Consider the following 25,620-nt stretch of genomic DNA (forward strand, 5'->3'; position numbering starts at 1 on the left):
AAGTCAATTAACTTAAACAATATATTTTCAACAACAACTGGTGGGATAGAGATAAAAGTAAGATGCTAACAGTACATAATCAGGCTATTGAGCCAATATATGGAGAAATATATGGGAGAGACGCTTTAATATTAAAAGACGTCATATTAAATATGTTTCCCCTAGAATTAAAGGTAATAGCTTCTTTGGAATTATCGCTTTGCCAACCAAGTAAAGGACTAGAAGGAGAGGCTTTAATTTATTTTAAATTTGAAAATATAAAGAGCTTAAATATTACAATGATTGATGAATCAAGTTATCAGCCAATGATGATACCATGCTTCGATAAAATATTCGATAAAGAGAAAGATGAGCATTATATTTTAAGTACTTATGATCATGTTTTTGATGTTATTGGCCAATGTGAAGTAAGCTACAAATAGTTATTAAAATCAGGATTGATATTTAAAATCTTTCCGATTTTATTTGCTGTTTATTCTATGGCTAGTAATAGCAGAAATTAATCTTAGCTTGAATCAAAAACTCAGCAAATAAAAACAGACCAATTACCGCTATGACGAGCACTACAGATTAGCTTGGGGGGATTAAGTAGTTACCATCTTAGATTCATGGGAAGAATACCAAGCAAGAAAAGCAAAACAGGACAGGAAGTTATTGAAAGAATGCTCACTAAGGGTCGCATTCGTGATAGCGGTAACAACATAAAATTCAAAAATTCAACTAATAACCAATGGTATTATGTTCAAAATGCTGATATGGCACATTTAAAAGATGCCGTTAAATATTGGAATCAGAAAGGTAAGTGTCATAGGTCTAAATCTAAGAAAGTAAGATCATTCATGAGAGATTTAGATAATTATAAATTAGAATATTTTGGTCATAATCCTTCTCAAGGAGCATTTTTAACAAGTAAGGTTATAAAGATGAAAACACTATCTGATAATAAATTGGAAAAAGAAATAATTGCTATAGTAGAAATTGGTAATCAATATCATGACAAGAAAGATTTTACCAATGCCTTAAATAAATATAATGATGCTTGGCAATTACTTCCCGAACCAAAGCTAGATTGGGAAATAGCTAGCTGGATTTCAAAATGTATATATAGTGCTTATTTTGACTTATCAGATTTTATTACTGCTAAAAAATGGGGTGTAATTTCATTACAAACAAGGGGATCTAATATAAATACGGGGCCTTTAATTAATCTAGGAATGGTTTGTTATGAATTAGACCAGTTAGAGGAAGCATATAAATACTTTGATGAGGCTTATAAATATGGTAAAGCGCGAGCATTCCAGGAAAGGCAAAAAAATATATAAACTTTTATTTAAAAGAGGCAAAAAGAAAAAATAATTTATAACTGTCGACATTAAAAAGCAAACAAACCAACGGCGCTACTCAGTACTACAGCTACAACACCTCCCTCCTATAATCGTAATCGTTTCCTATGGGGCGGCTTAACAATAATTCAGGAAACCAGCCCGAATCAGTACAGTAGCCTGTATATTTATACCGACCAAAGTACGAATCACTGGCAAGTAGAGATAAACGAAGTAATCAACCACAAAGGGTAATATACTTCCACACCAACCTGAACGGTTATCAGAAAGAGCTTATCGATACAAACGGCATCAGGAAATCCTAAGTTCTATGATTTTAGTGAAGTAAATAATGCAACTGATATGATTAATCCAAGTTAAACAGGCAAACAAAGTTTAAGTGGCAGTCAAGTTCCTTTACCTGTTGACCCAAACGAGGTATTTGTAAATACTATTACAAACTTGGATAAATTGCCTAATAGACTTGCAGCGATTAATGATCATGGTTCTCATATATTCAAGCAAAAACATGACATTTGATGAATATCAGAAATTGCTTAATCAAATTAAATGGGATTAGCTTATAAATGACAAAACTTATTGTTAATGAAAAAGAGGCATTTGCAGATTTGAAAAGAATAATGCAATCATGGGATGTGAATGAAAAAAATACATCACAGAAATTAATAGATTTATTTTTAAGGAAATTAATACAATCTAAATGGGATAGAGAAAAGATATATAAATTTGCATTTTTATATATAAAAAATAATTTATCCGATTCAGATTACGATAACATTCCCGAGGCCGCTTTTGACTATTTGGATGACATAAAATCATCGATTATTGGTCATTGTAGTTATGATTCAATTTTGAAATTTCCTAATGAACCAAAAAATAAAAATGAACTAATAAGTTATGTCAGAGGTGAAAAATGGAAAAATTGATGTTCTAAAAATAAATTAAATTACTCTATAGTATCTTCAGGTACTATGATCCGGATATAGGACGCTTTACCCAGCTGGACCCAATAGGATTAGCTGGTGACTTTAATCTGTGTCACTATGCACCAAATGGATTGGCTTAGGTTGATCCTCTTGGGTGGAGTTGTTTGTTATTTCAGGGGGTTCAAAAAAGGGGAACCTGTTTCTTTTAAAGCAAAACTAGGAGAGTATAAAATTGGTAAATCAGCGTTTAGTAAAGACAACACGCGGTATTTCTGTTTTTGATAATCCTACTAGTGTATCTAGTAAAGGGTTTATTCCTCATAAAATATGATATGACTACTATTAGCGATAATTTGAAAATTATCAGGTTGCGCTATCAAAAATACAGGTATTAGATTAATGAATATTATATTTCCTGATTGGTATGACAATTTGTTTCAACTTGAATGCGAATCTAAAGGAGTTGTATTAAATTTTGAAGTTACAGTAAATGGAAATATATACACATTCAATTTTTATGATCCGATACGGTTTATTCAAGATGCAGAAGATCAAATATCTGATATAGGGTATTTTAAAGATGAATATGCTGTAATCCTTAAAAAGGTAACAAAAGATAATATTATCAAATACTTATTATCAATTTAGTTTATAATTAAAATTTTTCAACAAACCTGTCATATCTAAATTACCTTTGCTCATATTGACATAAGAAAGCTAAAGTATTTTTCGGTTTTATCTATCTGGAATCATAAAGATTAAAGAATATAATGTCAGCAGAATTTTAATTATTTTTTAATGATGAAAAATAAAAGAATATTGTAAATTAAGGCATTGGATTTTATGTGAGGTAATAGCTATATGGGTGATATTAAAAATCTTGTTACGCGTTTAAATCATGGCGCTCAAGACGAAGTATATTGGCTTGGAGCTTGTGATGAATCACAAATTAATATACTTGAAAATAAGCTAAATTTGTCATTACCAAATGAATTAAAAGAATTTATTTTATTGGTTGGTGGCGGAGGGGTTGTTGGTGAAGAAATATCAGGCATAGTTGATAATAATGCCTTGGCTGAGTCTGGAGGAGCTATCTATTATGATACTTGTCAATGTCGAAATGAATACTCATTACCATTAGATATGGCAGTTATTTATTTTAAAGATGACGATGTATGTTGCTGTGTTGATTGTAGGAAAAATACTTATGGACAAATAGTTAATTATGATCTCTTCTCAAGAAAAATATCAAACGTCCTTGCACCGTCATTCAGATGTTTTTTTGAAGAATATGTAAACTTACGGACGTAAATTAAGACTGCCGCAACCACAACCTGATGCGTTTTAATCATCTACTTAAATTCAGAGATCAGAGCTATAGCTATCACCCGTATGGCAGCGTCAAAAGCAAACAAAACAACGACGTAACCAGCACTACAGCTTACAATGCCGAACATCGCCTAAGCAAAGCACGCATCGAACATTCAGGCCACAACCAGCGTTACGGCTATGTCTACGACGCCTTAGGTCGACGTATCGAAAAACATCAGCTAGACACAAGTGGAGACCAACCCTACAACCGTACCCACTTCCTGTGGAATGGCTTAACAATGATCAGGAAACCAGCCAGAATCAGCACAGTAGCTAGTATATCTACACAGACCAGAAACAACTGCAAACCACGAGCAAGCATAGACAAAAGAGGCAGCGAAGATGAAGAAATAGCCTACTACCACACCGACCTTAACCGTTCTCGGAAGAACTTAACGATGCAAACGGTGAAATATTGTGGAAATGTAGCTGTCAGCTATGGGGTAAACGATTTCAGGAAATTGAGCAAGAATCAATAGAGCAAAATCACAGATATCAGGAACAATATTTAGACAGGGAAACTGGCTTATATTACAATATGTTCAGGAGCTATGATTCGGATATAGTAGATTTACCCAGCCAGACCTGATTGGGTTACTAGGTGGCTTTAATCGGTATCAGTATGCGCCTAATGGGTTGGCTTAGACCGTTCCGTAGGAGGAATTGCAATTTATTACAGGCAATTAAGCACATTAAAAAGCAGCTAACTAAAGGAAAATAAGCTCTTATAAGAGTACGAAATAAAGCTGATGCAGAAGAAATATTGAGAGCGTTAATTTCCGCGAACGAAAAACATCCTCAACACAAAGGATATATGGATACCACTAAATCAAGAACATTTTGCCTACAAAAAGATGCATCTGACTGATTACCTCGTCGATTTAGTAGAAAAAGGAGCTTATCATTGGGATGAATTTAATCCAAATGAGAAAATTAGAGATCATGCTTCTGAAAGTGCGCATTTGCTAATTCACATCTATAACAGTCGAATTATTAGAATATTTTATGAATAAGAAAAAATACAATAATCCTTACCACCCATTTCCCTATGAAATGAAAGGGCAATTCTTTGAAAGATTAGAAGAAAATAAAACTCGTTTTATTGAGATTTATTCTATTGAATATGCAAAACCTGGGGATGACGACGAATGGGAATTTTCCTTGTATTCGCTTTATATAGATCAACTTATAAAACCAATAATAGATGAGGAAGAAGTGTTTTTTTTATATAAGCTCCGCACATATTATGCAGATCCTGCATTAACTGATAATGATAATGCATTCAATCAATCAATAACTTCATTTGAACAATATGTTTTTTCTAATTTCGATGAATTATTAGAATATATTGAACAACGATGGAGAATAGGATTAAGTGATTTTGTTCCAATTAATAAAACACATATACCTTATTAAAAAATAAAAATATTTGTATAAAGATACTAAATTATTAATTGAAGTTGAAAATTTATCAACAGTGATAAGGGTAGAGCAATGAAGATATTGAATTACATAATATTCCAATGCTATTAACTGTTAATAAAAGCAAAGAATATCGACACCAAATAATAAAATCGGCCACTAGCTTATAATAGATAAAATTAAGCTTAAGTGAAACACACATCAAACAATCCGATCACAGCTAGCGTTACGATTATACCTACGACACCTTATGCTTCTGTATCGAAAACATCAGCTAGGCACAACGAAGACCAACCCTACAACCGTACTCGCTTCCCATGGAATAGCTTAAAAATGATTCAGAAAACCAGCTAGAATCAGCACAGCAGCCAGTATATCTACACAGACCGGAAGCAACTACAAACCATAGGCACGCATAGGTAAAAGAGGCAGTGGAGATGGAAAAAACAATCTACTTCCACACCGAATGGGGTTGCTGTATTCACTATACGGATTCGATTGGCCTAGAAAACATCATGCGAATAGGTGTCTTAGAATCTTATGTAAAAGTAAAGTTTATATCACAGATATTTTAATGAGCCCGAAAGATGTAATGACTAATATTATTAGAATATATTTATAAAGGAAAGTTAACACTAAATGAGGTATTATATTCTGGTAAGAATCCATATTCTTTTTTGTCAAGTTTAGGTTATGAAACCAGATTAAAACTGACAAACAATCAAATTAATTCTAGTGTAAAAACAAAAGGTTGATAATAATGGATATTGAAAAAATAGAATTAACTAGAAGTGAAGTAAATGCTTTAACCAAAGCAATTCTTTATTTAAAGTTCGATTGTGAGGAAACAGACTCGTTATTTTATTGTAGCAGCCCCATTATTAATTCAATTTTTGAAAAATTGATAAAAATGTATGGGAATCAAAAAGATTGGAACAGAATTTTTTCAAATATTCCTGAAATGAATAAGAGTGTTGCTATTGATAAAATAGCTAATTATGAAAAACAAAACAATAGATATTTTGATGAGAAAACAAAAAATGAAATATTAGAAAAATATCTTTTCCCCTATAAATTAGACAAATAAAATTATTAATAGAGCCATGTTTCACATGGCAGGTATTATCAATATAAAAATGCACAAGGACATAAACGTGTCACAGTAGAATAAACAAATGATCCAATAGCTAAATGCGGACCAATCAAAACGTAGTGCTAATTCAATTACCTATGGCTTCGAACAAGAACGATATCAAAAAATTATTGATTCGCTAACCAATGATCATCACATATATTATGAATAATAAACTTGAAAAAAAATTACTTTATAAAAAAGCAGAAGAATATGTTAGTCAATTAGAAGGAATTGAATCATTTACAATTTCGTCTGTTAATAATGAAGATTTCATTTGGTATAAAGAACAGCTTAAAATTTTTTTCAAGATTGATCAAATTGATAGCGAAATCAGGCTAGAGCACCCGATTAGCAAAAAAAAATTAATTGAAATTATAAATAACACTTTAAATAATAATTTTTTTAAATGCATCCAACTATTTGAAGAAAAAATTGCGATACACTTAAATATTAATCATCTTGATAATTTTTTAAATAGTATATTTAAATACAACCAATCTTTTGATTTATCATTATTGTTTTTACAACCTGAAAGAATATTGGTTATTAATGATGATGAATATGAAATATATCTTCATTATCGTATAAACAATTAGAGATATGCAATCAGGGCTAAAAGGAAAAATTTACCTATGTAAATGGCGCAGTATTGTGAGCATACCGCTATCAGCTCTGGGGAAAACGGATTCAAAAAATTGAACACATCCCGATACAACAAAACCTTAGATATCAGGGACAGTATTTAGACAGAGAAACTGGACTACATTACAATACTTTCTGATACTATAACTCGGATATAGGTCACTTTACCTAGCTAGCCCCCGATTGACCAGCTGGGTGACTTTAACCTGTATCAGTATGCACCTAATGAGTTGACTTGGGTCGATCCATTAGGATTGACTGTACCGGGAAAATGCAACCATGTCATTTCGATAATGTAAGGATTAAAAGATTTTATTTAGATATATCTATAAATGGAAGAAAAACTACGGAAGCTAAATTAGGTTTAGATAAAGCTGACAATCTTATCTGGGAGCGGTTTAGTAACATGAAAGGTATTAGTAAAAAATCCATAACCCAAGCGAACAAGCATATAGACGGTTTGATAAACAATAAAAAATTATGGGGAAAACTAAAACTCAAGTATCTCATGCCATAGAAGAATTTAAAAAGATATTAAATGACTCAAATAGTAATAAAAAGTCAATTGAATTGGCCGAGCGGGGTGTGGTTAAATTTTCAAAAATGCAGGAGAAAATTAATGGACTTAACTGATTTTCTGAGAACAGGAATATATTTGGAATTAAAAGTAGGCTTATCAGAAAAAGAAATATATTCTATTTTGCAAAAAAAAGATTTGGGTAAAAAATATTACTTTGATAAATTGAACAAAAGTGAAGGTTTTTCTTATTTTTATGATTCACTGGAAATAATGGTAGTTGATTCCAAGATACATTCCTTAGGATTTGATGTAGCTCGTCATCCAATTACTTTATTAAATAATGTAATTATATATCCTGAAACAAGTTTTGAACTTATTATGAAATATCTCGATATTGCTGATATAAACTGGTCTTTTGAAAAAAAATATTGTTATAGTCGTGAATTAACGATCAAAACAGAAGGAAATGTTTTAATTGGTTGTGTATATGATAAAGGCAATTATTGGCTATCAAAATTCAAAACATTCAAATAGATTATTCATCTTTTTTATTCACAGCCAGATGGGTGCACCATCAACAGCCTGTATTACGGTTCCGACAACCTGCACCGCGAAGTATTACGCCACAAGAGCGGCTGAACACCACATTCAAATATGACTGCAACACAAACCAACCCTGCCCAGTATCTTAACAGAACGCAGCTACCAGTACGATCGCCTCGACCGATTGATAAGCACAGAATACAGCAACCACAACCTGATTCTCCTGCATTTCAGAGGATATCACTACGACGGCCTGAAACGCCGTATCGAAAAACATCAGCTAGGCAGCGCAGACAACCCTACAACAGTACCCGCATCCTGTAGAATACCTTAAAAATGATTCAGAAAACTAACCCGAATCAGTACAACAGCCTGTATATCCATACCAACCTAAACGGCTCTCCAGAAAAGCTTACCGATGCAAACAATGACATCGTCTGAAAATACTGCTATCAGCTCTGGGGTAAACATATTCAGGAAATTGAACAACAATAGAGCAAAACCTCAGATGTCATGAATAATATTTAGGCAGAGAAACTGGACTACATTACAATACTTTCAAGCACTATGATCCAGATATAGGAAGCTCTACCTAGCCAAATCCGATAGGATCACAGGGTGGCTTTAATCTGTATCAGTATGCACCTAATGGGTTGACTTGGTTGGATCCATTTGGATTAATGAGTTGTAAGCTAAATCATCAAACAGGGAAAGTTATAAAAAATATGGATATGCCCGTAATCAACATGGTTCTCAAATTAATGCACAAAAATTAATTGACCGAGAAAAAAATCCAAAAGACTCTGAGCCTATAAGGCATTTAATGATAACAAAATAATAGAGGAAGCGTTTGCTAAAGCACCAACACACATGGAGCACATGATGTTAAAGTATCACAATTATCAAAAATATATTATCCTGATAGAACAATAAAAATAATGGATATTGTAAGATTTATAAGAGTAGTCATTAGAGGCAAACCTATTATAGCCTGCCTTTATATTCCTGGAGATTAAAATGGAAACTATATTTGAGGTTAATTATCAAAATCCCATAGGCGATATTGATGATGATATTGATGACGAACTAACTCCTTTTCAATATGCATTGGAAGAATTGAGAAGATATGCTGAACCTGAGTTTTACATTAAACTGAAAGGCGACTATAGAGTACATTTTTACATTTATGCGGACATAACAGCATGTTATGAAGACATTGTTAAATCTGTCAAACGAGTAAAAAATAATTGGACAGGCAAAGATGATATTTGGTTTTGTGAGCAAGGCTCTAATTTTTACTTCTATTATGAAATTAAAGATAAAGGCGTAGAACTTGAATATAAGAAAGGACCAGATGTAGGCATATATAATGGAAAAATTCCTGATATGAAACTTTTTATCAGTAAATTAGAGTACATTCAGGTTTGGGAAACTTTATTTAAAGAATTATCGACACTTATTGAAGAAAAACTGAATAAAAAAATTAACTTACCCTTTTAATAATGTTTAAAAGTATTTAATTGGTTTGGAAGACATAAAAACCAATACAGTGTCCACGGACAAATCGGCTGCAAACAAACCAACGGCGCTACCCAGCACTACCACTACGACGCCTTAAGCCGGTGTATCGAAGAACATCAGCTAGGCAGCGCAGGCAACCCTTATAACCGTACCCGCTTCCTGTGGGATGGCTTAAAAATGATTCAGGAAACCAGCCAGAATCAGCACAGCAGCCTGTATATCTATACCGACCAAAGCAACTACCAACACTGGCACGCATAGTTAAAAGAGGTAGTGAAGATGAAGAAATAGTTTACGTCCACGCCGATCTAAATACTTCAAAACCAAAAAATAAATTTGGTCGCGTTCCTCACTTTTATACTGCTGATGATTTGTCTGGTGATCCTCTCCAACCAAAAGTAAGATATAATCAATATGGTAGACATATTCCTGAAAATATGACAAAAATTACAAATGCTAAAGGCAAAAAATAATGTCATTATCTTTAAAAGAAAGATTGAAATTATCAGTTATTGAAAAAGAAAAAAAAGCAATTGTTCAAAATATCTCAAATAAATTACGGATTAATAATAACAGCTATTCGATAACGTTTGAGTCGCATGATTATAATGTCTTTTTGTCAAAATTTATTGATAATATTGAACATCAGCCAGTAGATTTATCAGTAAATGAAAATTTATTATTTAACCGATTTTGTGATTTTTTGAGTAGTATTGATACTAATGATTTAGTAGTTTTTCAAATTATCACTTGTAATACATATTATTATTTAAAATTGCATATTAATAACATTAAGCAAAATCCAACATTATTTTGGAATATGACAGTAAAGAATAGTAACAAGACGTTAGAGTGTTTGCTAGTTGCCATAAATAACTCTTTTGGATTTTCAATTTTACCAACAGAGAATTTTTATGAGTTAAGAATATGGAATGGTAATAATGAGTTGACTTAGATTGATCCTTGGGCTTAAATAATGAATTGTGTGCTTTTGGAAACAAAAACAAGCCCAAAAACCAAGAGCAAGCAAAGATATTGATACTGATAGCACTGGTATGGTAAAACCTCAGGTTGATAAAAAATTACCGCAAGGTGCATCAACCACATTAGATCCTAATAAGTCTCCATTAACTGAACATTACTATACAATACCTGAAGGAAAATCATTCCCTAATGGATTAGGTATTAAACGTGATATATTCATGAATGAATTTAAAAAATTATTTAACTCAATTTCTTGTGAGTATGGTAGTAACAAAATGAAAGATAATACAATTTTTTCTATAGAATGGTTTAATTTAAAAGAATCTGAAACAAATTTATTTTCTTCTAAATATTATTTTAGAAAATCAGAATGTTTTTTCCAACAATTACTATTAGCATTAAACACATTATCAGAACAAGGAACAGCGTTAAGATTCATAAGAGATGATGATTTTAATGACGAAGAATTAGAAATATTAATTCCTATAATTATAGACATATCAGTCGATGGCAATATTGATAATATTCCTATAGCTAGAGATATATTAATCAAATTTAAAGAGAATAAAATCGTAAAACATAAATTATGCAGTATGTTGGATCATTACCTTGCTTCTTTCGATGACTTTATATACCGAAGATTAGCTGAATTACTACTATACTTAAATTTCTCAGACTTAAAAATCAAATTAATGAATAAATGCCTAAAAAGTAACAATAATGACTTAATTGAACTATATCAAGATATTATTGAAAATTAAAATAATAGATTAGTATTTAGATAGAAAATTGAGAGACACCATTCTATATTATTTTGTGTATTTGCCAGTTAAAGGTAGCGATTGATTCTGCCATCAAACTCTAAAAAATGAACGGGTGCCAAACCAGTTAAAATCCTATAACAGGTGAACGACATAGAGTCGACTTTGTGGTTAAAAGACAAATGGAAAATGGCGTCCTTATGAGATAACAAGTAAAACTGCCTCTAAGTACAAACAATTAGCAAAAGAAGCTCGAATACATAGTACAGGAAGTATATATGTGAAAAATAAAAATACTAACGAACTGATCGAAATTGAAAGTATATCAAAAGTTATAAGGCAAAATAATGAATAATGAAGATTTTGAATTACATAATATTCCTATGTTATTAGGCGCAAATAAAAGTAAAGAATATCAAAACCAAATAATAAGATTATCTACTAGTTTATTAACGTTTCTCAAAGAGAACCATTTACTAATTAATGTAGAGCCATTTGATCTAGAGGGAAATTTGAAAACTGATTTTATATTAATGAAATCTGCTGTTACGGAAGATGGTTTTGATTTATTCAGGAAATATGTATCTGGATGGCTTAAATATTTAGATAAAAGTACTGTAGAAAATAAGTATGAAAATATTAGTCGTTTGGAAAAAGGCTTAGCTAAAATTAGAGAGTTAAAGAATTTATAAAATTAAATACTACGATTATCTAAAATTTTATTATATTACTATCAAATCAAGGCATTTTAATATATAGATTAGTCGATTTGGCCAAAATCTAAGATTAAAATACAATGTTTAGCACATGTTGACCGAAGTATCCATCGAATACCCAAGCTAGTGAGCGTTACGGCTATGTCTACAACGCCTTAGGTCGACGTACCGAAAAACATCAGCTAGACAACGCAGGCAAATCCTACACCGTACCCGCTTCCTGTGGGATGGCTTAGCAGTGATTTAGGAAACCAGCCCGAATCAGCACAGCAGGCTGTATATCTATACCGACTAGAATAACTATGAAGCACAGGGAAGAGCTGGTGTTCCTGAAAAGAAAATTGGTATACTAAGAAAAATCGTAAAAATTCATAAAGAAATTAGCAAATATTAATGGAGATATCATGCACCTAGTATATGAACTTACACCTTCATCAAACGAAAATAGTGGTATCAAATTTGGTGGAGGAGCATTTATTGACGGCAATTGGCCCCAAAATCCGTTAGGTGAAAATTTAACATTATTATTCACAATCGATAATGATAAATTATCTGATTCTATTAGTGGAATTAATCTTCCTAAAGCTAAATATATTTCCGTATTTTCAACATATAATGAAAATAGATATTTTTTGGACGATATTGTTTATTTCGGTGATGATGCAGAACTTGATCATTTAAAATCAGGATTTACCAGAGTTACACTAACTGAGACATCAAAATTACGTGAAAATAGTAATAGTCTTGTTCCTCAATATCTTGAATTAGAAAAGACACAACTAAAGAATAATGAGTACCCAGCATTTTCTTTTTTGTCAAATAAAATACCCAATGGCATTGTGGCTTGTGAAAAATTGCTAAATGAATATGATTTTATTGGCCAATTATATTCATCAGATATTCCCGTTCATGATGGTGGAGCTTTATTTTTATCTGATGCTATTGGATATTTGTTTCTAAAAAAGAAAATTGATGATTTTAATAATGCAGGACTTTTTTTTGTTCAAACGGCATAATTATTTTAATATAACTATCTAACAATAATTTATAAATGTGCTAATAGTAATAGTTTCCTTAATATTTTGTAGGGAGATAATGTATCTGTTTATTATAATCTAAGCTGTAACGCCCCTCTAAAATAGTGCAACAAAAGAGTAGAAAACTCGCCATGATAAAAGTAAAAAGTGATTTAATCATGATGATGATTGCCAAATAAACCTCATGGAAGCATAAAGCAATCCATATAAACACATTGGTTATAGTGTTATAAATATAGTAAGAGATGTTGATAAATGATAAACATTAATGAAATTCGAGATTTTATAAATAGCTCATTATATAAAACGGCATTAGATAAATTAGAGAAAAAATATAAAATTACGACAAACGGAAAAGAATTGCCATCGGTATTGTTTGAATATGATGCAAATGAAATAAATTTGTCTGGTGCCACTTTATCTGATTTAAAAAACATATTGTCGAATAATCTTGCTTCTTTTTTGAAATATATAGCGATTAAGTTTGTCGTTCTCTTTGATGAACCAGATGAACAAGAAGGGAATGATGAAAAGGATGTCACTATTTCAGTTAATGCACCCTATGAAAATTTTCTTATTATTCATTTATTAGAGTATTATTTACTTACTAACGATGTTGATAACCTAATTAATTATCTAAAAAAAATAAAAATACCGTATAGTAAGAAATATTGTGGACAATTAAAGAAAATATATGCATTACTTTAATCAAAAAATCGGCAATATTTACAATCTTTAACGATAAAAAAGTGAATAAACTTATACATAGTCTTATTATCATTCATACATAAATAATCGAGAGACTATTAGAAAAATAAAAAAGCTTGATTTACCCACTGATATACAAACAAAGTTATTATCGCAAGGTGCGTTTTTAGTTTGGATAATAGGCGCCTTTATACTGCTAAAAAGGCTGGAATTTCTAAGGCTCCATCTAGATGGGCTACTTAAGTGGATCTGTCTTCAGCTACTTTATGGCGGCGTTTTACAACTAAAACCAGTGGTAAATCAATAAAATTGAGGTGTAAATAATATGAATACAAAAGAAATTCAAACAAAATACGGTATAATTTATGCGCGAAGTGCATTAATATTATCTGACGTAAAATTAGAATGTATACCATTTACTTTAGTTGTTAATACGTCATTAGCATTATCAGGCTGTAAACCGAAGATATCGAATGTTCCAGAAGTTAAAGTTACATTTACTTTCAGTGATATTTATAGTTTATTTATTTATAGAATGGATGAGTATCCTTATGAGCAATATTTAAAATCTAGTTTTGATTTAGTTGATGAGGTGCATAAAAAAGGAAGGCAACGTATAGTACTCAGCACTTATGATCATATTTTTGATGTAATTGGTAAATATGAAATTAAATATTACTAAAAAATAAAATTATAGAAGTTAGCTCAATAATTAGATATATGTAAGATAGAGAGTTATTGCTTCAAAAACAAACAAATTGCTAGCCACAACCAGCGTTACAACTACGCCTACGACGCCTTAGGTCGACGTATCGAAAAACATCAGTCAGGCGCACAGGCAAACCTTACAACCGTACCCGTTCCTATGGGATAGCTTAACAATAATACAGGAAACCTGCCCGAATCGGCACAGTAGCCTGAATATCTACACCCACTAGAGCAACGACTAGCCACTGGCACGTATAGGCACAGACGGCAATTAAAAACAATATATCCGCTGCTTCTACGCCGACCAGAACGGCTTACCGATGCAAACGGCGAATAACTCTGGGAATGTAGCTATCAGCTCTAGGGTAAGCGCATTCAGGAAATCGAACACAAACCAATAGAGCAAAACTTCAGATATTATGGGTAATATTTAGACAGAAAAACTAGACTGCATTACAATACCTTTAGGTACTATGATCCAGATATAGGACGCTTTACCCAGTCCAACTCAATTGGGCTGCTAGGTAGGTGTAATCTGTATCAGTATGTGCCGAATGGGCTGACTTGGATTGATACAATTGGGTGGTATAAAAATAGTAATGACACTAATTGAGATTGGGTTTTATATGATGTAATGGATAGGAATCTAAACGCCGTGCTAAAACAGGAATTAGTAAAGCAGAAGATGTAATGGCTGGCGGATAATAGACGTGCTTATACGAGTATAAGAAAAGTACGAAAAGCCCCTAACTTTGGCAATGCAGAATCAAAAGTAGTCCGTACTTATAGAGGAATAACTAAAGGTAAAATGAAAAGAATTGAGGCAAGAAGAGTTAGGCTTTTAAGAATATTAAAACATGAATTGCCACCCAATCGAGAAAAAGACAAACGTTATAGACCCAGTACTAAAAAGAACAAGTGGTGCTAACTATTTTACAAGGTATATTATGGGAAAAAAAATAATGGTGTCATTGCCTACTGAAGTACCAAAAATAAATGACAATGTGAATATGCATTTCATGTGGATAGAATTGAACAAATATATTGATAACTTGTTACCGCGAATAAATATTTTAGATTTAAATGGGTGGCGTATTTTAATAATGATTAATTCTCGGGCTACAAATGGTATTGGGGTTTTCAAAAGATCAATGCGCTATCCATCAGATAAGGAGTATGTTATTTCTATCTCTATTTGCATTCCTGATAAAAACCAGGCTCCATATGGATTAAGAGAAGTAAAAGAAAGTTTTTTTAAACCGTTAAATGAAAATTTTTTCATTTTAGATCCTGAATTTGAAAACTACGAGAGTTTATATAGTTATATTTTTGAAAGTGCAAAACGTGCAATAGGTTTAGCTTTTACGAAAGGTATTGTCTGTGGTGGCAAGAGAATAAAATTGCAGAATTGAAATCACAATAATGAAGTTATTAAGAATAACGGGCTTTCAAAGTGATACTATCCTGATACATGTAGATTCACTGATTTAGCCGGATTGCTAGGTGGCGTTAATCTGTATCAGTATGCGTCTAATGGGTTGACTTGTATCGAAGCATGGGGATTAAATTATTCAGGCATATTTCGAAGAATGACAAAAAAGAAAAGTAAATCCAAAGTTGTAGACTCAGCTAGAACATTGAGTGCTAGCCCTAATAGGGATATTCCTGTATGTAACAGATCATTGGTAATGATTTGCAGCACGTACAAAACAAATCAGGACATGGCGCAATTCAACCTAAACAGTCGATGCTTCTTTCAAAATACCAAACAGCATTGGCTAATTAAAAAAGTAAATGGATAAAATGCTAGAACAACAGAAATTCCTTGATTATATGAAAAAAGAAATATCTTCAAATAAAGATTTATTGGAAATTAGAAAGGTATTAGTTGATTTTAAAAATAAAGGCATGCCACAGATTTGCATGTATGATTGTTTACAAAACCTGAGGTATCTTGACGAAGAAGATATTATTTTAGAATTAATGGATTTTGTTATAGGTTTTTGTAAGCCTGAGTTAGCTATATATAGTTAATTTAGAAATATATTTTAGAATTTATTGAATAATAATCTTCATTACTCTTTCTTAATTTTGTTGTTTGAAAAGATATTGGCATTCCAATATCTGCGATGCTCTTGGCTAGCATATCGAAAAACATCAGCTAAATAGCACAGCCCCCTACAACCGTACCCGCTAGAATGGCTTAATAATGATTTAGAAAACCAGCCCGAATCAGCACAGCAGCCTGTATATCTACCCCGGACAGAGTTGCTACGAACCTCTGGCACATATAGACAAAAGGGGCAGTGAAGATGAAGAAATTATCAGCTCTGGGAGTAAAGGGATTCAGGAAATTGAACACGCATCAATAGATCAAAACTTCAGATATCAGAGCCAATATTTAGACAGAAAAACGGATTTATATTACAATACTTTTAGGTATTATGCCTTGATATAGTCCACTTTATCTAGCCTGACCCAATTGGGTTGCTGGGTGAATTTAATCTGTATCAGTATGCGACTAATGGATTGACTTGGGTAGATCCGTAGGGGTTATCATGCAAAGTACGATTCAAAATATAAAAGAGAGGTGATGCTATCAATAAGTCATTGCCTAATGGTGATACCTCTTCATGGAATGTAGTAAGAACCAGATATTGGATGTCTTCGTGAGTTTACTAGAGAACAGCATACGGCTCTTGATAAATTTAGAAAGCTAGGAGGTAATAAAAAATGAATTCTATAGATATTATAAAAAATTATTTGGAGGGTTCGCTTTCTCCGCTGGATTTTCAAAAAGAACTTTATAACAATAAGGATATTGAAGATCTTTTATCTGAGGAAACCCAAATACCTCCATATACTAATTCACAAAATGCATTTTTGTATCTTATTGAAATTGATATTTTATTACCATCAGGCGAATTCGATAGTAAAGATTTACTTTCAAAATTGCTTACAAAAAAAAATATTAGCTTTTCGTTAAATAATGAATATAAGAAAAAATATGACCTGTTTATGAAAATTCAACCACGATGGTTAAATTTGACTGAACCTTATTTTCAGTTTATCTTTAATAAACATAAAGATAAATCTGGAATAGAGTTAGAAAGAGCTTTAAAATTAGAAATTAAAAATGATTTTAAATTTTTAAAAAATAAACCCAGATGGCTCCAATCTCCAGCATGGCCAACAGTAGAAAATAAACCGTTATTTTTTATAGGCCAATTGGATATAACCGAAATTAGGCATGATATTTCTTACTTATATATTTTTTTAGATGAAAAAAATAATACGTATATGACTTTTGAACAATCAACATAAATAATCATTGACTGACAATACTATCATTAGGCTTTGCACATAATCAGATAAATACCTAATGAGCATTACCAGTATCGAAATAACGATATTAGACTGTTAATGCTACGAACCGTTGGTACGCATAGACAAAAGAAACAGTGAAGATGAAGAAATAGTCTACTTCTATACCGACCTAAATAGTGCGCCAGAAGAGCTAACCGATGCAAACGGTGACATCATCTGGGAATGCAGTTTTCAGCTCTAGGATAAATGCATTCAGGAGATTGAGCTCACATCAATAGAGCACAATCTCAGATATCAGAGCCAATATTTAGACAGAAAAACGGTGCTATATTACAATACTTTTAGGTATTATGCCTTGATATAGTCCACTTTATCTAGCCTGACCCAATTGGGTTGCTAGGTGAATTTAATCTGTATCAGTATGCGACTAATGGATTGACTTGGATAGATCCGTAGGGATTATCATGCAAAGTACGATTCAAAATATGAAAGAGAGGTGATGCTATCGATAAGTCATTGCCTAATGGTGATACCTCTTCATGGAATGTAGTAAGAACCAGATATTGGAAGTCTTCGTGAGGCTACTAGAGAACAGCATACGGCTCTTGATAAATTTAGACCGCTAGGAGGTAATAAAAAATGAACTCTATAGATATTATAAAAAATTATTTGGAAGGGTCACTTTCTCCGCAGGGTTTTCAAAAAGAACTTTATTACAATAAGGATATGGAAGATCTTTTATCTAAGGAAACTCAAATACCTCCATACACTAATTCACAAAATGCATTTTTGTATCTTATTGAAATTGATATTTTATTACCATCAGGCGAAATCAATAGTAAAGGTTTACTTTCAAAATTGCTTACAAAAAAAAATATTAGCTTTTCGTTAAATAATGAATATAAGAAAAAATATGACCTGTTTATGAAAATTCAACCACGATGGGTAAATTTGACTGAACCTTATTTTCAGTTTATCTTTAATAAACATAAAGATAAATCTGGAATAGAGTTAGAAAGAGCTTTAAAATTAGAAATTAAAAATGATTTTAAATTTTTAAAAAATAAACCCAGATGGCTCCAATCTCCAGTATGGCCAACAGTAGAAAATAAACCGTTATTTTTTATAGGCCAATTGGATATAACCGAAATTAGGCATGATATTTCTTACTTATATATTTTTTTAGATGAAAAAAATAATACGTATATGACTTTTGAACAATCAACATAAATAATCATTGACTGACAATACTATCATTAGGCTTTGCACATAATCAGATAAATACCTAATGAGCATTACCAGTATCGAAATAACGATATTAGACTGTTAATGCTACGAACCGTTGGTACGCATAGACAAAAGAAACAGTGAAGATGAGGAAACAGTCTACTTCCATACCGACCTAAATAGTGCGCCAGAAAAGTTAACCGATGCAAATAGTGACATCGTCTGGGAATGCAGCTTTCAGTTCTTGGGAAGCACATTCAGGCAATCGAGCACAACTCAGTAGAGCTAAACCTCAGATATCAGGGATAGTATTAGGACAGAGAAACTGGCTTACATTACCATACTTTATCAAAAGTAGAAAACATTTCATGGAAAGGAGGATCCCCTGATGATGCATTTGCACATTGGAAATATACAGACATCAGAACAATAGTAGCTAAATTAGATCCGCTAGATAAAGTGTTTTATACTATCATGCCATCGATATGATAAGGCAAGAAACTCTTTAAATATTAACGGTAACGTTGTTAATTCAAAGTCACCGGCTGATCATAAAAAAATAAGTTGTTAAAAAATGAATATACAACATATAGAAATAGCAGATTGTAATATTTTGGAGACTAAAATATTTTCTAATAAAATTAAGATATATTTTGAGTCAGTCTACGATCTAGAGAAAAAACAGTACATCAGTAATATTAGTTTGTCAGTTTTTAATTGGTCATTTTTCCAAGCAAACGTTTTTATTGTCAATGATTTGAATAATAGTTTTGAACAAAAAAAGTTACTTAGACATGAATTAGAGTTTTTTGAATATATTCAGAAAATATTTATTGAAAAAAATAATCTTATATTACAGGGATACAGTAAAGAATCTGGATATTGGCTAGAGTATTGTTTCGTAGATAGTGATTTTTACTTAGAACCATATTTAACATAAAGATAGCAACATATATATTAGGGATAAAACCGGAAAAGTTAACCGATTCAAATAGCAAAATACTGAGAGTATGCCGCTACCAGCTCTGGAGTAAACGGATTCAGGAAATTGAACACGGAATCAGTAGCGCAAAACCTTAGATATAATGGACAATATTTAGGCAGAGAAACCAGATTGCATTACAAAACTTTCAGGTTCGGATGTAGGGTCTTGACTATGCCCGCCCCAATTGGATTAGTCGCTGGGTTTAAACTGTATGAGTATACGCCTAATGGGTTGACTAGAGTTGATCATTTAGGAATGAATGCTCACCATATAAGGCAAAAAGCAATTATGCAAAATCTTGTCAAAGGGTATGATCCCTGCTACTTTAGTTCCCAGAGCTAGAACATTGGTTCCTTAAAGATGAAGTTGGAATTGTTGCACGTAGTAAAACTAACTCTAAAACAGGAAAACAATTTAGTAGTATTAGAAAGTTATTAGCTAGAGATATACGTAAGCTAAGAAGGGGTTACCCACAAATACCCAATAGCGCTTTTCAGAAATTAATCGCCAAAAATAAAGAAATGTATCCAGAAATGAATAAAGCAAAGCCTAATAGAAAAAGAGGTTGTAAAATGGGTAAAATAAGAAAAGATGAATTAGTAGTTACTTCACTCTTATCTGAACTTTTAGATGATGCACTTGAATATTATAAAATTCATTTAAGTGATTCAAGTGAATCTACAAACGTTAATGATCCTTTTGCAAGAGCAAGAAGTATTATCACAAAGCTATCAGATAAAGACCAAGAAAAGATTTTTAATTTTCTGCGTATAGTAATAGTAGATACAATGTCTGCGGTTTTTGGAACCATAGACGGTACACATTTCCCACCGAATATTAGTGGTGATTTCATGCTTGAGTATGATGGAGAAGAAATACAAGGTTCATTGCAAGATGAGTTAATTGCAAAAGCAGAAGAGATTGGTGTCTATGATTAATGAATTCATCATTAAAAAAAGTAAAAAATTTCTTTTACGATACCTCTAAACGACTGGTAAGCCAAAAACACAGTAGACACAAGGTTACAACAATCCCATCCAATTAGAACATGAGGTATTTATGGCTTTGGATTTTATGGCATCAAATAATCAAAAGAAAATAGATGGAAACACACCGGTATTTTCACTTGAGAAGTCTGATTATGATAAACTTTTCAATAATGCGAAACCATTAAATCAATACCCAATAATAAAAAAATTTGATGATTACTATGCTGATACTACTATTTTATATGGAGAAATTCAGCCCTTAATAAAAGAATTAGAAAGCCTTATTAAAACAAAAAAGCTACAGCTTGAATCAATTATTCATTTTATTGATTTTCTGGAAAAATCATTTAATAATGGTTTAAATGTATATATATTCTGTGACTAAGCGACCTGATTAATACCTCAAAATCAAAATAAAGCGAGCTCTACAACCATACCTACTTCTTGTGAGATGGCTTAACAATAATTAAGAAAACCGGCCCGAATCATCCTACCAGCCTATATATCTATACCGACCAGAACAGCTACGAACCGCTAGCACGTATAGGCACAGACGGCAACCAAGAACAACATATCCGCTATTTCCACACCGATCTGCACGGCTGTCGGGAAGAACTTACCGATACAACAGAATCTCAGATATCAAGGACAATATTTAGACAGTGAAACCAGTTTACATTACAATACTTTCAGGTACGATAATCCGGATATAGGACGCTTTACACAACTGGGTTTGATTGGACTGTTGGGTAGCTTTAATCTGTATCAATATGCGCCAATCAAATCGTAGGGATTAATATGTAAAGCTCCAAATGGCTATAAAAAAGGCGATGTAAACATACATGGTAACTTATCGCCTAATGCAAATAGAGCTTCAGGCCATAAAAACACTAGATCTGATGCATTCGTACAAAGCCATCATCCAATACAAGCTGCTTGGACTAAAAGAAATATAACTAGTTATCGAAGAAATGTTGCACCAGCGGCATTATTACAATCTTTTTCTGGTTTACTACATGCTAACATTAGTCGTGCACAAAGAACTAGAAACTCACTTAATGGAGAATGGAATACAACCTTAAAACAAGAATTCAATATAAGTTACAGAGAAATACTTCACGCCGGTGTACCTAAAGCACAAGCAAAAAAGCGTTAAATGATTCTTACAAATATTTCGATAGCATTAGAAATGCTAATATAAATAATCCTTTTTTGACTTATAGAATATTAATTGAATGGTAAATTTTATGGAAAAGAAATTAATTATAGAAATATTGTATACTCTTGAAAAAGAAATGAATATCAAATTTCCAAGTTTATATGTACGATTTTTGTCAGAAGAGGTTCAAGATAAAGAGCCGTATGAATTAATCACTGAAAAAGAAGAATATATATACATATATAACATATATGACATTCAAGAAAGAAATGATGTATATAGTATACAAAACATTGCACCCAATTATTTTTTAATAGGTCAAGATGGTGATGTAGGCTATTTTATATACGTCAAGAAAAATAATGAGTCTGATAATATATATAGTTTAGATTTAGGTGCTTTAGGCTCTTTAGAAGTGAATAACGAGGCAACTGATATTTATCATTTAGGGAAATATATCGAATGACATATTTTTCAACATAAATAATACTAACCATATAATTTTCTTATAGAATTAAGAATTACAACTAAAATATAATGTCTTGAAAATGATTATGGAGAAGTGTCTTAACCGATAGAAAAGACCCTATCCTCAATTTTGTGTATTTGCCAGTTAGAGGTAACGGGTAATTTTGTCACCAAATTCTACAATAAACCGGCTCATTGCGCTTTTCCAGTTTTGGATCGGTATAGCTCATTTTTTGATGCTTGTCGGATAGCTAAATAAATCACATTTTTCACCGAATCATCCGTCGGGAAAACTTGCGTTTTTTGATAGCATGGCGAATGATGCTGTTCAGTGATTCTATGGCATTGATGGTGTAAATTGCCTTACAAATATTTTTCGAATAGGCTGTCAAATTATCCCAATGACATCGCCATAATTGACTTATGTAGCTATATTTTTCATCTCACACCGATTCAAGTGAGATAAAGCTTGTAAGGCTTACTCTTCAGTTCTAGCTTGATTAATTGCTTTAAAATCTTTAGTAATGCTTTATAGTATTTCCAACTAACAAGCTTTAAACTATTACCCACCCTATGCAAGGTACAGACACGGGATAAACGGTGTTAATTGCATCAGGAAAACTTTTTTAAACTATCAATACAAGTAATTAAAATATCTTCCACTCCTCGATTCTTCAGTCCAGTTAAAACCGATAACCAAAACTTAGCCTTTTCATTTTCAGCTATCCAAGATCCTAATAGTTCTTTATTCCCCCCCTCAGAGTTGATGGCTAAAGCTAGAAAAATCAATTTATTGATAATACAGCCATCTTGTCTGACTTTGACCGCAATACAGCCTAAGTAAACAATGGGATAAAGCGTATCCAACGGTTTATTTTGCCACTCAATCACTTGCCTTTTAACCGCATCGCTCACCTTTGATATTAAGGCTAGTGATATATCAACGTCATACATATCTGTCTAAAGTTTTTTCAATTTCTCGTATGGTCATGCCTTTGGCATACAGGAATAGAATTTGATGGTTGATTTTATCAATCCGAGTTTAATATTTTTTATTAACTGTGGTTCAAATGAGCTTTCTTTATTCCGTGAGATGGATAGTTCTAACTCACCATCATCACTAATGGCTGTTTTTTTACTATAGCCTTACGATAATTACTACCTAACTTTTTATGATTCTAAGTGTTGGATTATATCCGTATTTAACGCTGCCTCAATGATGAATTTATTTAAAAAGCAGGTTAATTTACCCAAATCGTCTTGAATTTTTATGTTTTTAGCTAACTCAGTCGCTAACTCTTTTAATTTTTTTATCCATTTTTATTTACAGGGTCTATTTTTTATCTGTTACTGATATGTATTTAGGTTTTTTTCTACTTAAATTATCTAGTAAACTTTTATTGTCATCTTTCCACCAATATTCTTTATATATAGCTGGTTGTTTAAACTCATAAATACTAACTAAACCTAGTAAACCTGACGGGGAATCCGGCATAAAATCAACCCCATCTAATAATTTCAATAGCTTCATTAGGAATTTTCCCTTTGAAGAGTCTTTCAATTGCTCTTGTAACTGCTCCTCTAAAATAGTACAGTAAAAAAGTAGAAAATTCTCTATGATAAAAACAAAAGGGGGATTTAATTATAAAAAAATGACTGAACATCAAACCGTAGCTTTTTAAAAGAAGCTGAGGTTGGTTGTTCCAGTTAGAGAACTGTGCGGTAAATAGGACATGGATAATTCGGTTTTTTATCAATGATTAATGAACTCATTTCATTCCAACATCAATTCAACATCAACTTATCATCTTCAATACGTTATTCTTCGGGCTACTCACTCTAGATATTACTATACAAATAAGCGCTCCATTAAATAAAATACCAAACGTAAAAAAGCCCAGCATCACTGCTGGGCTTCACTAAATTTAAAAGTCTGGCGGCACCCTACTCTCACATGGGTAATACCCACACTACCATCGGCACTACGGCGTTTCACTTCTGAGTTCGGCATGGGGTCAGGTGGGACCACCGCGCTATTACCGCCAGACATATCCTGTCTTCTCTTCTCTCAATTACTGTGTATTATCTCATATCCACAACAATCTCTCAATCCGGAACAAACTGCTCTCTCATTTATTAAACAATTTAAAGTCAATCTCTATACAATCATCAACTTCAATCATCCTATCGCGTAACTCCAAAACAACTCCGAGTTGTAAGGTTAAGACTCTCGGTTCATTAGTATCAGTTAGCTCAATGTATCACTACACTTACACACCTGACCTATCTACGTCTTAGTCTCAAACGGACCTTACTGAATCTCTTCAGGGAAAACTCATCTCAAGGCTAGTTTCGTACTTAGATGCTTTCAGCACTTATCTATTCCGCACGTAGCTACCGGGCAATGCAATTGGCATCACAACCCGAACACCAGCGGTGCGTTCACTTCGGTCCTCTCGTACTAGAAGCAAACCCTCTCAATTTTCCTACGCCCATGGCAGATAGGGACCGAACTGTCTCACGACGTTCTAAACCCAGCTCGCGTACCACTTTAAACGGCGAACAGCCGTACCCTTGGGACCTACTTCAGCCCCAGGATGTGATGAGCCGACATCGAGGTGCCAAACACCGCCGTCGATATGAACTCTTGGGCGGTATCAGCCTGTTATCCCCGGAGTACCTTTTATCCGTTGAGCGATGGCCCTTCCATTCAGAACCACCGGATCACTATGACCTACTTTCGTACCTGCTCGAGCCGTCACTCTCGCAGTCAAGCTAGCTTTTGCCATTGCACTAACCTCCTGATGTCCGACCAGGATTAGCTAACCTTCGTGCTCCTCCGTTACTCTTTGGGAGGAGACCGCCCCAGTCAAACTACCCACCAGACAGTGTCCCTTACCTCGATTCAGAAGTATAGGTTAGAACATCAAACATTAAAGGGTGGTATTTCAAGGTCGACTCCATGCATACTGGCGTACACACTTCTTTGTCTCCCACCTATCCTACACATTAAGGCTCAATGTTCACTGTCAAGCTATAGTAAAGGTTCACGGGGTCTTTCCGTCTTGCCACGGGTACACCGCATCTTCACGGCAATTTCAATTTCACTGAGTCTCGGGTGGAGACAG

At 32.8% G+C, this 25,620-nt stretch carries 30 protein-coding genes, 2 rRNA genes and 4 pseudogenes; 32 read left to right on the forward strand and 4 right to left on the reverse strand.

Translation table 11 applies throughout. The features are described from left to right. Positions 1–62 precede the first annotated feature (62 nt). The 32 genes and pseudogenes from A9G28_RS05040 to A9G28_RS05165 all read left to right on the forward strand — a co-directional run bounded on the left by A9G28_RS05040 (position 63) and on the right by A9G28_RS05165 (position 22,490). The gene (locus tag A9G28_RS05040; protein ID WP_065579953.1) at positions 63–422 is read left to right on the forward strand and encodes a hypothetical protein; all 360 of its coding nucleotides are present in this window, start codon (positions 63–65) and stop codon (positions 420–422) included. 186 nt (positions 423–608) lie between these two features. Next, complete coding sequence (locus tag A9G28_RS13730; protein WP_218057323.1) at positions 609–1,322, forward strand: GH-E family nuclease; 714 nt, start codon at positions 609–611, stop codon at positions 1,320–1,322. Between the two features lie 587 nt (positions 1,323–1,909). Next, positions 1,910–2,269, forward strand: a complete 360-nt coding sequence (locus A9G28_RS05050) for a hypothetical protein (RefSeq protein WP_065579954.1) — start codon at positions 1,910–1,912, stop codon at positions 2,267–2,269. A 20-nt stretch (positions 2,270–2,289) separates the two neighbouring features. Further along, positions 2,290–2,406, forward strand: a pseudogene (locus A9G28_RS14040) (RHS repeat-associated core domain-containing protein); the annotation flags it as partial. A 262-nt stretch (positions 2,407–2,668) separates the two neighbouring features. Continuing rightward, positions 2,669–2,917, forward strand: coding sequence for a hypothetical protein (locus A9G28_RS05055; protein ID WP_065579955.1), 249 nt, complete (start codon positions 2,669–2,671; stop codon positions 2,915–2,917). A 213-nt stretch (positions 2,918–3,130) separates the two neighbouring features. Beyond that, positions 3,131–3,580 (forward strand): SMI1/KNR4 family protein, encoded by a 450-nt coding sequence (locus A9G28_RS05060; RefSeq protein WP_065567335.1) that lies wholly within the window; start codon positions 3,131–3,133, stop codon positions 3,578–3,580. Positions 3,581–4,055: 475 nt separating this feature from the next. Continuing rightward, entirely contained in the window at positions 4,056–4,229 is a 174-nt protein-coding gene (locus A9G28_RS14045; RefSeq protein WP_218057324.1) for an RHS repeat-associated core domain-containing protein, read from the forward strand. 416 nt (positions 4,230–4,645) lie between these two features. Further along, positions 4,646–5,056, forward strand: a complete 411-nt coding sequence (locus A9G28_RS05065; RefSeq protein WP_065579956.1) for a hypothetical protein — start codon at positions 4,646–4,648, stop codon at positions 5,054–5,056. 766 nt (positions 5,057–5,822) lie between these two features. Continuing rightward, positions 5,823–6,149 (forward strand): hypothetical protein, encoded by a 327-nt coding sequence (locus A9G28_RS05070; RefSeq protein ID WP_065567038.1) that lies wholly within the window; start codon positions 5,823–5,825, stop codon positions 6,147–6,149. 209 nt (positions 6,150–6,358) lie between these two features. Beyond that, positions 6,359–6,793 (forward strand): hypothetical protein, encoded by a 435-nt coding sequence (locus tag A9G28_RS05075; RefSeq protein ID WP_065579957.1) that lies wholly within the window; start codon positions 6,359–6,361, stop codon positions 6,791–6,793. Between the two features lie 68 nt (positions 6,794–6,861). Continuing rightward, positions 6,862–7,099, forward strand: a pseudogene (locus A9G28_RS14050) (RHS repeat-associated core domain-containing protein); the annotation flags it as partial. A 359-nt stretch (positions 7,100–7,458) separates the two neighbouring features. Further along, positions 7,459–7,893: a hypothetical protein gene (locus A9G28_RS05085; protein ID WP_065579958.1), complete on the forward strand. Its 435-nt coding sequence runs from the start codon at positions 7,459–7,461 to the stop codon at positions 7,891–7,893. A 1,026-nt stretch (positions 7,894–8,919) separates the two neighbouring features. Beyond that, positions 8,920–9,402: a hypothetical protein gene (locus A9G28_RS05090; RefSeq protein WP_065579959.1), complete on the forward strand. Its 483-nt coding sequence runs from the start codon at positions 8,920–8,922 to the stop codon at positions 9,400–9,402. Positions 9,403–9,584: 182 nt separating this feature from the next. Beyond that, positions 9,585–9,896 (forward strand): hypothetical protein, encoded by a 312-nt coding sequence (locus A9G28_RS05095; RefSeq protein ID WP_065579960.1) that lies wholly within the window; start codon positions 9,585–9,587, stop codon positions 9,894–9,896. After that, positions 9,896–10,378 (forward strand): hypothetical protein, encoded by a 483-nt coding sequence (locus A9G28_RS05100; RefSeq protein ID WP_065566953.1) that lies wholly within the window; start codon positions 9,896–9,898, stop codon positions 10,376–10,378. The genes A9G28_RS05095 and A9G28_RS05100 overlap by 1 nt, the downstream gene beginning before the upstream one ends. Before the next feature lie 28 nt (positions 10,379–10,406). Beyond that, complete coding sequence (locus tag A9G28_RS05105) at positions 10,407–11,168, forward strand: hypothetical protein (RefSeq protein ID WP_065579961.1); 762 nt, start codon at positions 10,407–10,409, stop codon at positions 11,166–11,168. A gap of 347 nt (positions 11,169–11,515) precedes the next feature. Continuing rightward, positions 11,516–11,860 carry a hypothetical protein gene (locus tag A9G28_RS05110; RefSeq protein ID WP_065579962.1) on the forward strand — a complete coding sequence of 115 codons (345 nt, stop codon included), beginning with the start codon at positions 11,516–11,518 and terminating at the stop codon, positions 11,858–11,860. Positions 11,861–12,288: 428 nt separating this feature from the next. Beyond that, positions 12,289–12,900: a hypothetical protein gene (locus tag A9G28_RS05115; protein WP_065566956.1), complete on the forward strand. Its 612-nt coding sequence runs from the start codon at positions 12,289–12,291 to the stop codon at positions 12,898–12,900. A 276-nt stretch (positions 12,901–13,176) separates the two neighbouring features. Next, positions 13,177–13,629 (forward strand): hypothetical protein, encoded by a 453-nt coding sequence (locus A9G28_RS12995; protein WP_081297875.1) that lies wholly within the window; start codon positions 13,177–13,179, stop codon positions 13,627–13,629. A gap of 325 nt (positions 13,630–13,954) precedes the next feature. After that, entirely contained in the window at positions 13,955–14,311 is a 357-nt protein-coding gene (locus A9G28_RS05125; protein WP_065566957.1) for a hypothetical protein, read from the forward strand. A 426-nt stretch (positions 14,312–14,737) separates the two neighbouring features. Further along, positions 14,738–14,920, forward strand: a pseudogene (locus tag A9G28_RS14055) (RHS repeat-associated core domain-containing protein); the annotation flags it as partial. A 364-nt stretch (positions 14,921–15,284) separates the two neighbouring features. Beyond that, entirely contained in the window at positions 15,285–15,749 is a 465-nt protein-coding gene (gene imm9 / locus A9G28_RS05130; RefSeq protein ID WP_065566960.1) for an Imm9 family immunity protein, read from the forward strand. Between the two features lie 391 nt (positions 15,750–16,140). Then, positions 16,141–16,371, forward strand: a complete 231-nt coding sequence (locus A9G28_RS05135) for a hypothetical protein (RefSeq protein WP_065579963.1) — start codon at positions 16,141–16,143, stop codon at positions 16,369–16,371. Between the two features lie 699 nt (positions 16,372–17,070). Beyond that, the gene (locus A9G28_RS05140) at positions 17,071–17,661 is read left to right on the forward strand and encodes a hypothetical protein (protein ID WP_065566958.1); all 591 of its coding nucleotides are present in this window, start codon (positions 17,071–17,073) and stop codon (positions 17,659–17,661) included. 642 nt (positions 17,662–18,303) lie between these two features. Continuing rightward, positions 18,304–18,894, forward strand: coding sequence for a hypothetical protein (locus A9G28_RS05145; protein ID WP_065579964.1), 591 nt, complete (start codon positions 18,304–18,306; stop codon positions 18,892–18,894). Between the two features lie 571 nt (positions 18,895–19,465). Then, on the forward strand, positions 19,466–19,831 hold the full coding sequence (locus A9G28_RS05150; RefSeq protein WP_065567505.1) for a hypothetical protein: 366 nt from the start codon (positions 19,466–19,468) through the stop codon (positions 19,829–19,831). Positions 19,832–20,047: 216 nt separating this feature from the next. Further along, complete coding sequence (locus tag A9G28_RS13530) at positions 20,048–20,218, forward strand: hypothetical protein (protein WP_176700630.1); 171 nt, start codon at positions 20,048–20,050, stop codon at positions 20,216–20,218. 191 nt (positions 20,219–20,409) lie between these two features. Continuing rightward, positions 20,410–20,814: a hypothetical protein gene (locus A9G28_RS05155; RefSeq protein WP_218057325.1), complete on the forward strand. Its 405-nt coding sequence runs from the start codon at positions 20,410–20,412 to the stop codon at positions 20,812–20,814. Positions 20,815–20,950: 136 nt separating this feature from the next. Further along, on the forward strand, positions 20,951–21,250 hold the full coding sequence (locus tag A9G28_RS05160; RefSeq protein ID WP_065572377.1) for a hypothetical protein: 300 nt from the start codon (positions 20,951–20,953) through the stop codon (positions 21,248–21,250). A 237-nt stretch (positions 21,251–21,487) separates the two neighbouring features. Further along, entirely contained in the window at positions 21,488–21,655 is a 168-nt protein-coding gene (locus tag A9G28_RS14060) for an RHS repeat-associated core domain-containing protein (protein ID WP_442903029.1), read from the forward strand. Positions 21,656–21,817: 162 nt separating this feature from the next. After that, the gene (locus A9G28_RS14065; protein ID WP_442903030.1) at positions 21,818–22,021 is read left to right on the forward strand and encodes a hypothetical protein; all 204 of its coding nucleotides are present in this window, start codon (positions 21,818–21,820) and stop codon (positions 22,019–22,021) included. Positions 22,022–22,112: 91 nt separating this feature from the next. Beyond that, positions 22,113–22,490: an SMI1/KNR4 family protein gene (locus A9G28_RS05165; protein WP_065579965.1), complete on the forward strand. Its 378-nt coding sequence runs from the start codon at positions 22,113–22,115 to the stop codon at positions 22,488–22,490. 147 nt (positions 22,491–22,637) lie between these two features. On the opposite strand, the pseudogene A9G28_RS05170 reads toward A9G28_RS05165, so the two are convergent. The 4 genes and pseudogenes from A9G28_RS05170 to A9G28_RS05185 form a co-directional block, all read right to left on the reverse strand. Beyond that, positions 22,638–23,806, reverse strand: a pseudogene (locus tag A9G28_RS05170) (IS256 family transposase). Between the two features lie 19 nt (positions 23,807–23,825). Then, the gene (locus A9G28_RS05175; RefSeq protein WP_065579966.1) at positions 23,826–24,023 is read right to left on the reverse strand and encodes a hypothetical protein; all 198 of its coding nucleotides are present in this window, start codon (positions 24,021–24,023) and stop codon (positions 23,826–23,828) included. A gap of 400 nt (positions 24,024–24,423) precedes the next feature. Beyond that, a 5S ribosomal RNA gene (rrf, locus tag A9G28_RS05180) occupies positions 24,424–24,539 on the reverse strand. Positions 24,540–24,709: 170 nt separating this feature from the next. After that, positions 24,710–25,620: ribosomal RNA gene (locus A9G28_RS05185) — 23S ribosomal RNA — on the reverse strand; the annotation flags it as partial.

Origin of the sequence: Gilliamella sp. Fer1-1, from assembly GCF_001690825.1 — a bacterium.
In the GTDB taxonomy this organism is placed as follows: domain Bacteria; phylum Pseudomonadota; class Gammaproteobacteria; order Enterobacterales; family Orbaceae; genus Gilliamella; species Gilliamella apicola_C.

Coding starts and splice junctions, on each gene's coding strand:
- A9G28_RS05040 (WP_065579953.1), top strand. CDS start 63: ATGCTAACAGTACATAATCAGGCTATTGAGCCAATATATGGAGAAATA.
- A9G28_RS13730 (WP_218057323.1), top strand. CDS start 609: ATGGGAAGAATACCAAGCAAGAAAAGCAAAACAGGACAGGAAGTTATT.
- A9G28_RS05050 (WP_065579954.1), top strand. CDS start 1,910: ATGACAAAACTTATTGTTAATGAAAAAGAGGCATTTGCAGATTTGAAA.
- A9G28_RS05055 (WP_065579955.1), top strand. CDS start 2,669: ATGAATATTATATTTCCTGATTGGTATGACAATTTGTTTCAACTTGAA.
- A9G28_RS05060 (WP_065567335.1), top strand. CDS start 3,131: ATGGGTGATATTAAAAATCTTGTTACGCGTTTAAATCATGGCGCTCAA.
- A9G28_RS05065 (WP_065579956.1), top strand. CDS start 4,646: ATGAATAAGAAAAAATACAATAATCCTTACCACCCATTTCCCTATGAA.
- A9G28_RS05070 (WP_065567038.1), top strand. CDS start 5,823: ATGGATATTGAAAAAATAGAATTAACTAGAAGTGAAGTAAATGCTTTA.
- A9G28_RS05075 (WP_065579957.1), top strand. CDS start 6,359: ATGAATAATAAACTTGAAAAAAAATTACTTTATAAAAAAGCAGAAGAA.
- A9G28_RS05085 (WP_065579958.1), top strand. CDS start 7,459: ATGGACTTAACTGATTTTCTGAGAACAGGAATATATTTGGAATTAAAA.
- A9G28_RS05090 (WP_065579959.1), top strand. CDS start 8,920: ATGGAAACTATATTTGAGGTTAATTATCAAAATCCCATAGGCGATATT.
- A9G28_RS05100 (WP_065566953.1), top strand. CDS start 9,896: ATGTCATTATCTTTAAAAGAAAGATTGAAATTATCAGTTATTGAAAAA.
- A9G28_RS05110 (WP_065579962.1), top strand. CDS start 11,516: ATGAATAATGAAGATTTTGAATTACATAATATTCCTATGTTATTAGGC.
- A9G28_RS05115 (WP_065566956.1), top strand. CDS start 12,289: ATGCACCTAGTATATGAACTTACACCTTCATCAAACGAAAATAGTGGT.
- A9G28_RS12995 (WP_081297875.1), top strand. CDS start 13,177: ATGATAAACATTAATGAAATTCGAGATTTTATAAATAGCTCATTATAT.
- A9G28_RS05125 (WP_065566957.1), top strand. CDS start 13,955: ATGAATACAAAAGAAATTCAAACAAAATACGGTATAATTTATGCGCGA.
- imm9 (WP_065566960.1), top strand. CDS start 15,285: ATGGGAAAAAAAATAATGGTGTCATTGCCTACTGAAGTACCAAAAATA.
- A9G28_RS05135 (WP_065579963.1), top strand. CDS start 16,141: ATGCTAGAACAACAGAAATTCCTTGATTATATGAAAAAAGAAATATCT.
- A9G28_RS05140 (WP_065566958.1), top strand. CDS start 17,071: ATGAATTCTATAGATATTATAAAAAATTATTTGGAGGGTTCGCTTTCT.
- A9G28_RS05145 (WP_065579964.1), top strand. CDS start 18,304: ATGAACTCTATAGATATTATAAAAAATTATTTGGAAGGGTCACTTTCT.
- A9G28_RS05150 (WP_065567505.1), top strand. CDS start 19,466: ATGAATATACAACATATAGAAATAGCAGATTGTAATATTTTGGAGACT.
- A9G28_RS13530 (WP_176700630.1), top strand. CDS start 20,048: ATGCCCGCCCCAATTGGATTAGTCGCTGGGTTTAAACTGTATGAGTAT.
- A9G28_RS05155 (WP_218057325.1), top strand. CDS start 20,410: ATGAATAAAGCAAAGCCTAATAGAAAAAGAGGTTGTAAAATGGGTAAA.
- A9G28_RS05160 (WP_065572377.1), top strand. CDS start 20,951: ATGGCATCAAATAATCAAAAGAAAATAGATGGAAACACACCGGTATTT.
- A9G28_RS05165 (WP_065579965.1), top strand. CDS start 22,113: ATGGAAAAGAAATTAATTATAGAAATATTGTATACTCTTGAAAAAGAA.
- A9G28_RS05175 (WP_065579966.1), bottom strand. CDS start 24,023: ATGAAGCTATTGAAATTATTAGATGGGGTTGATTTTATGCCGGATTCC.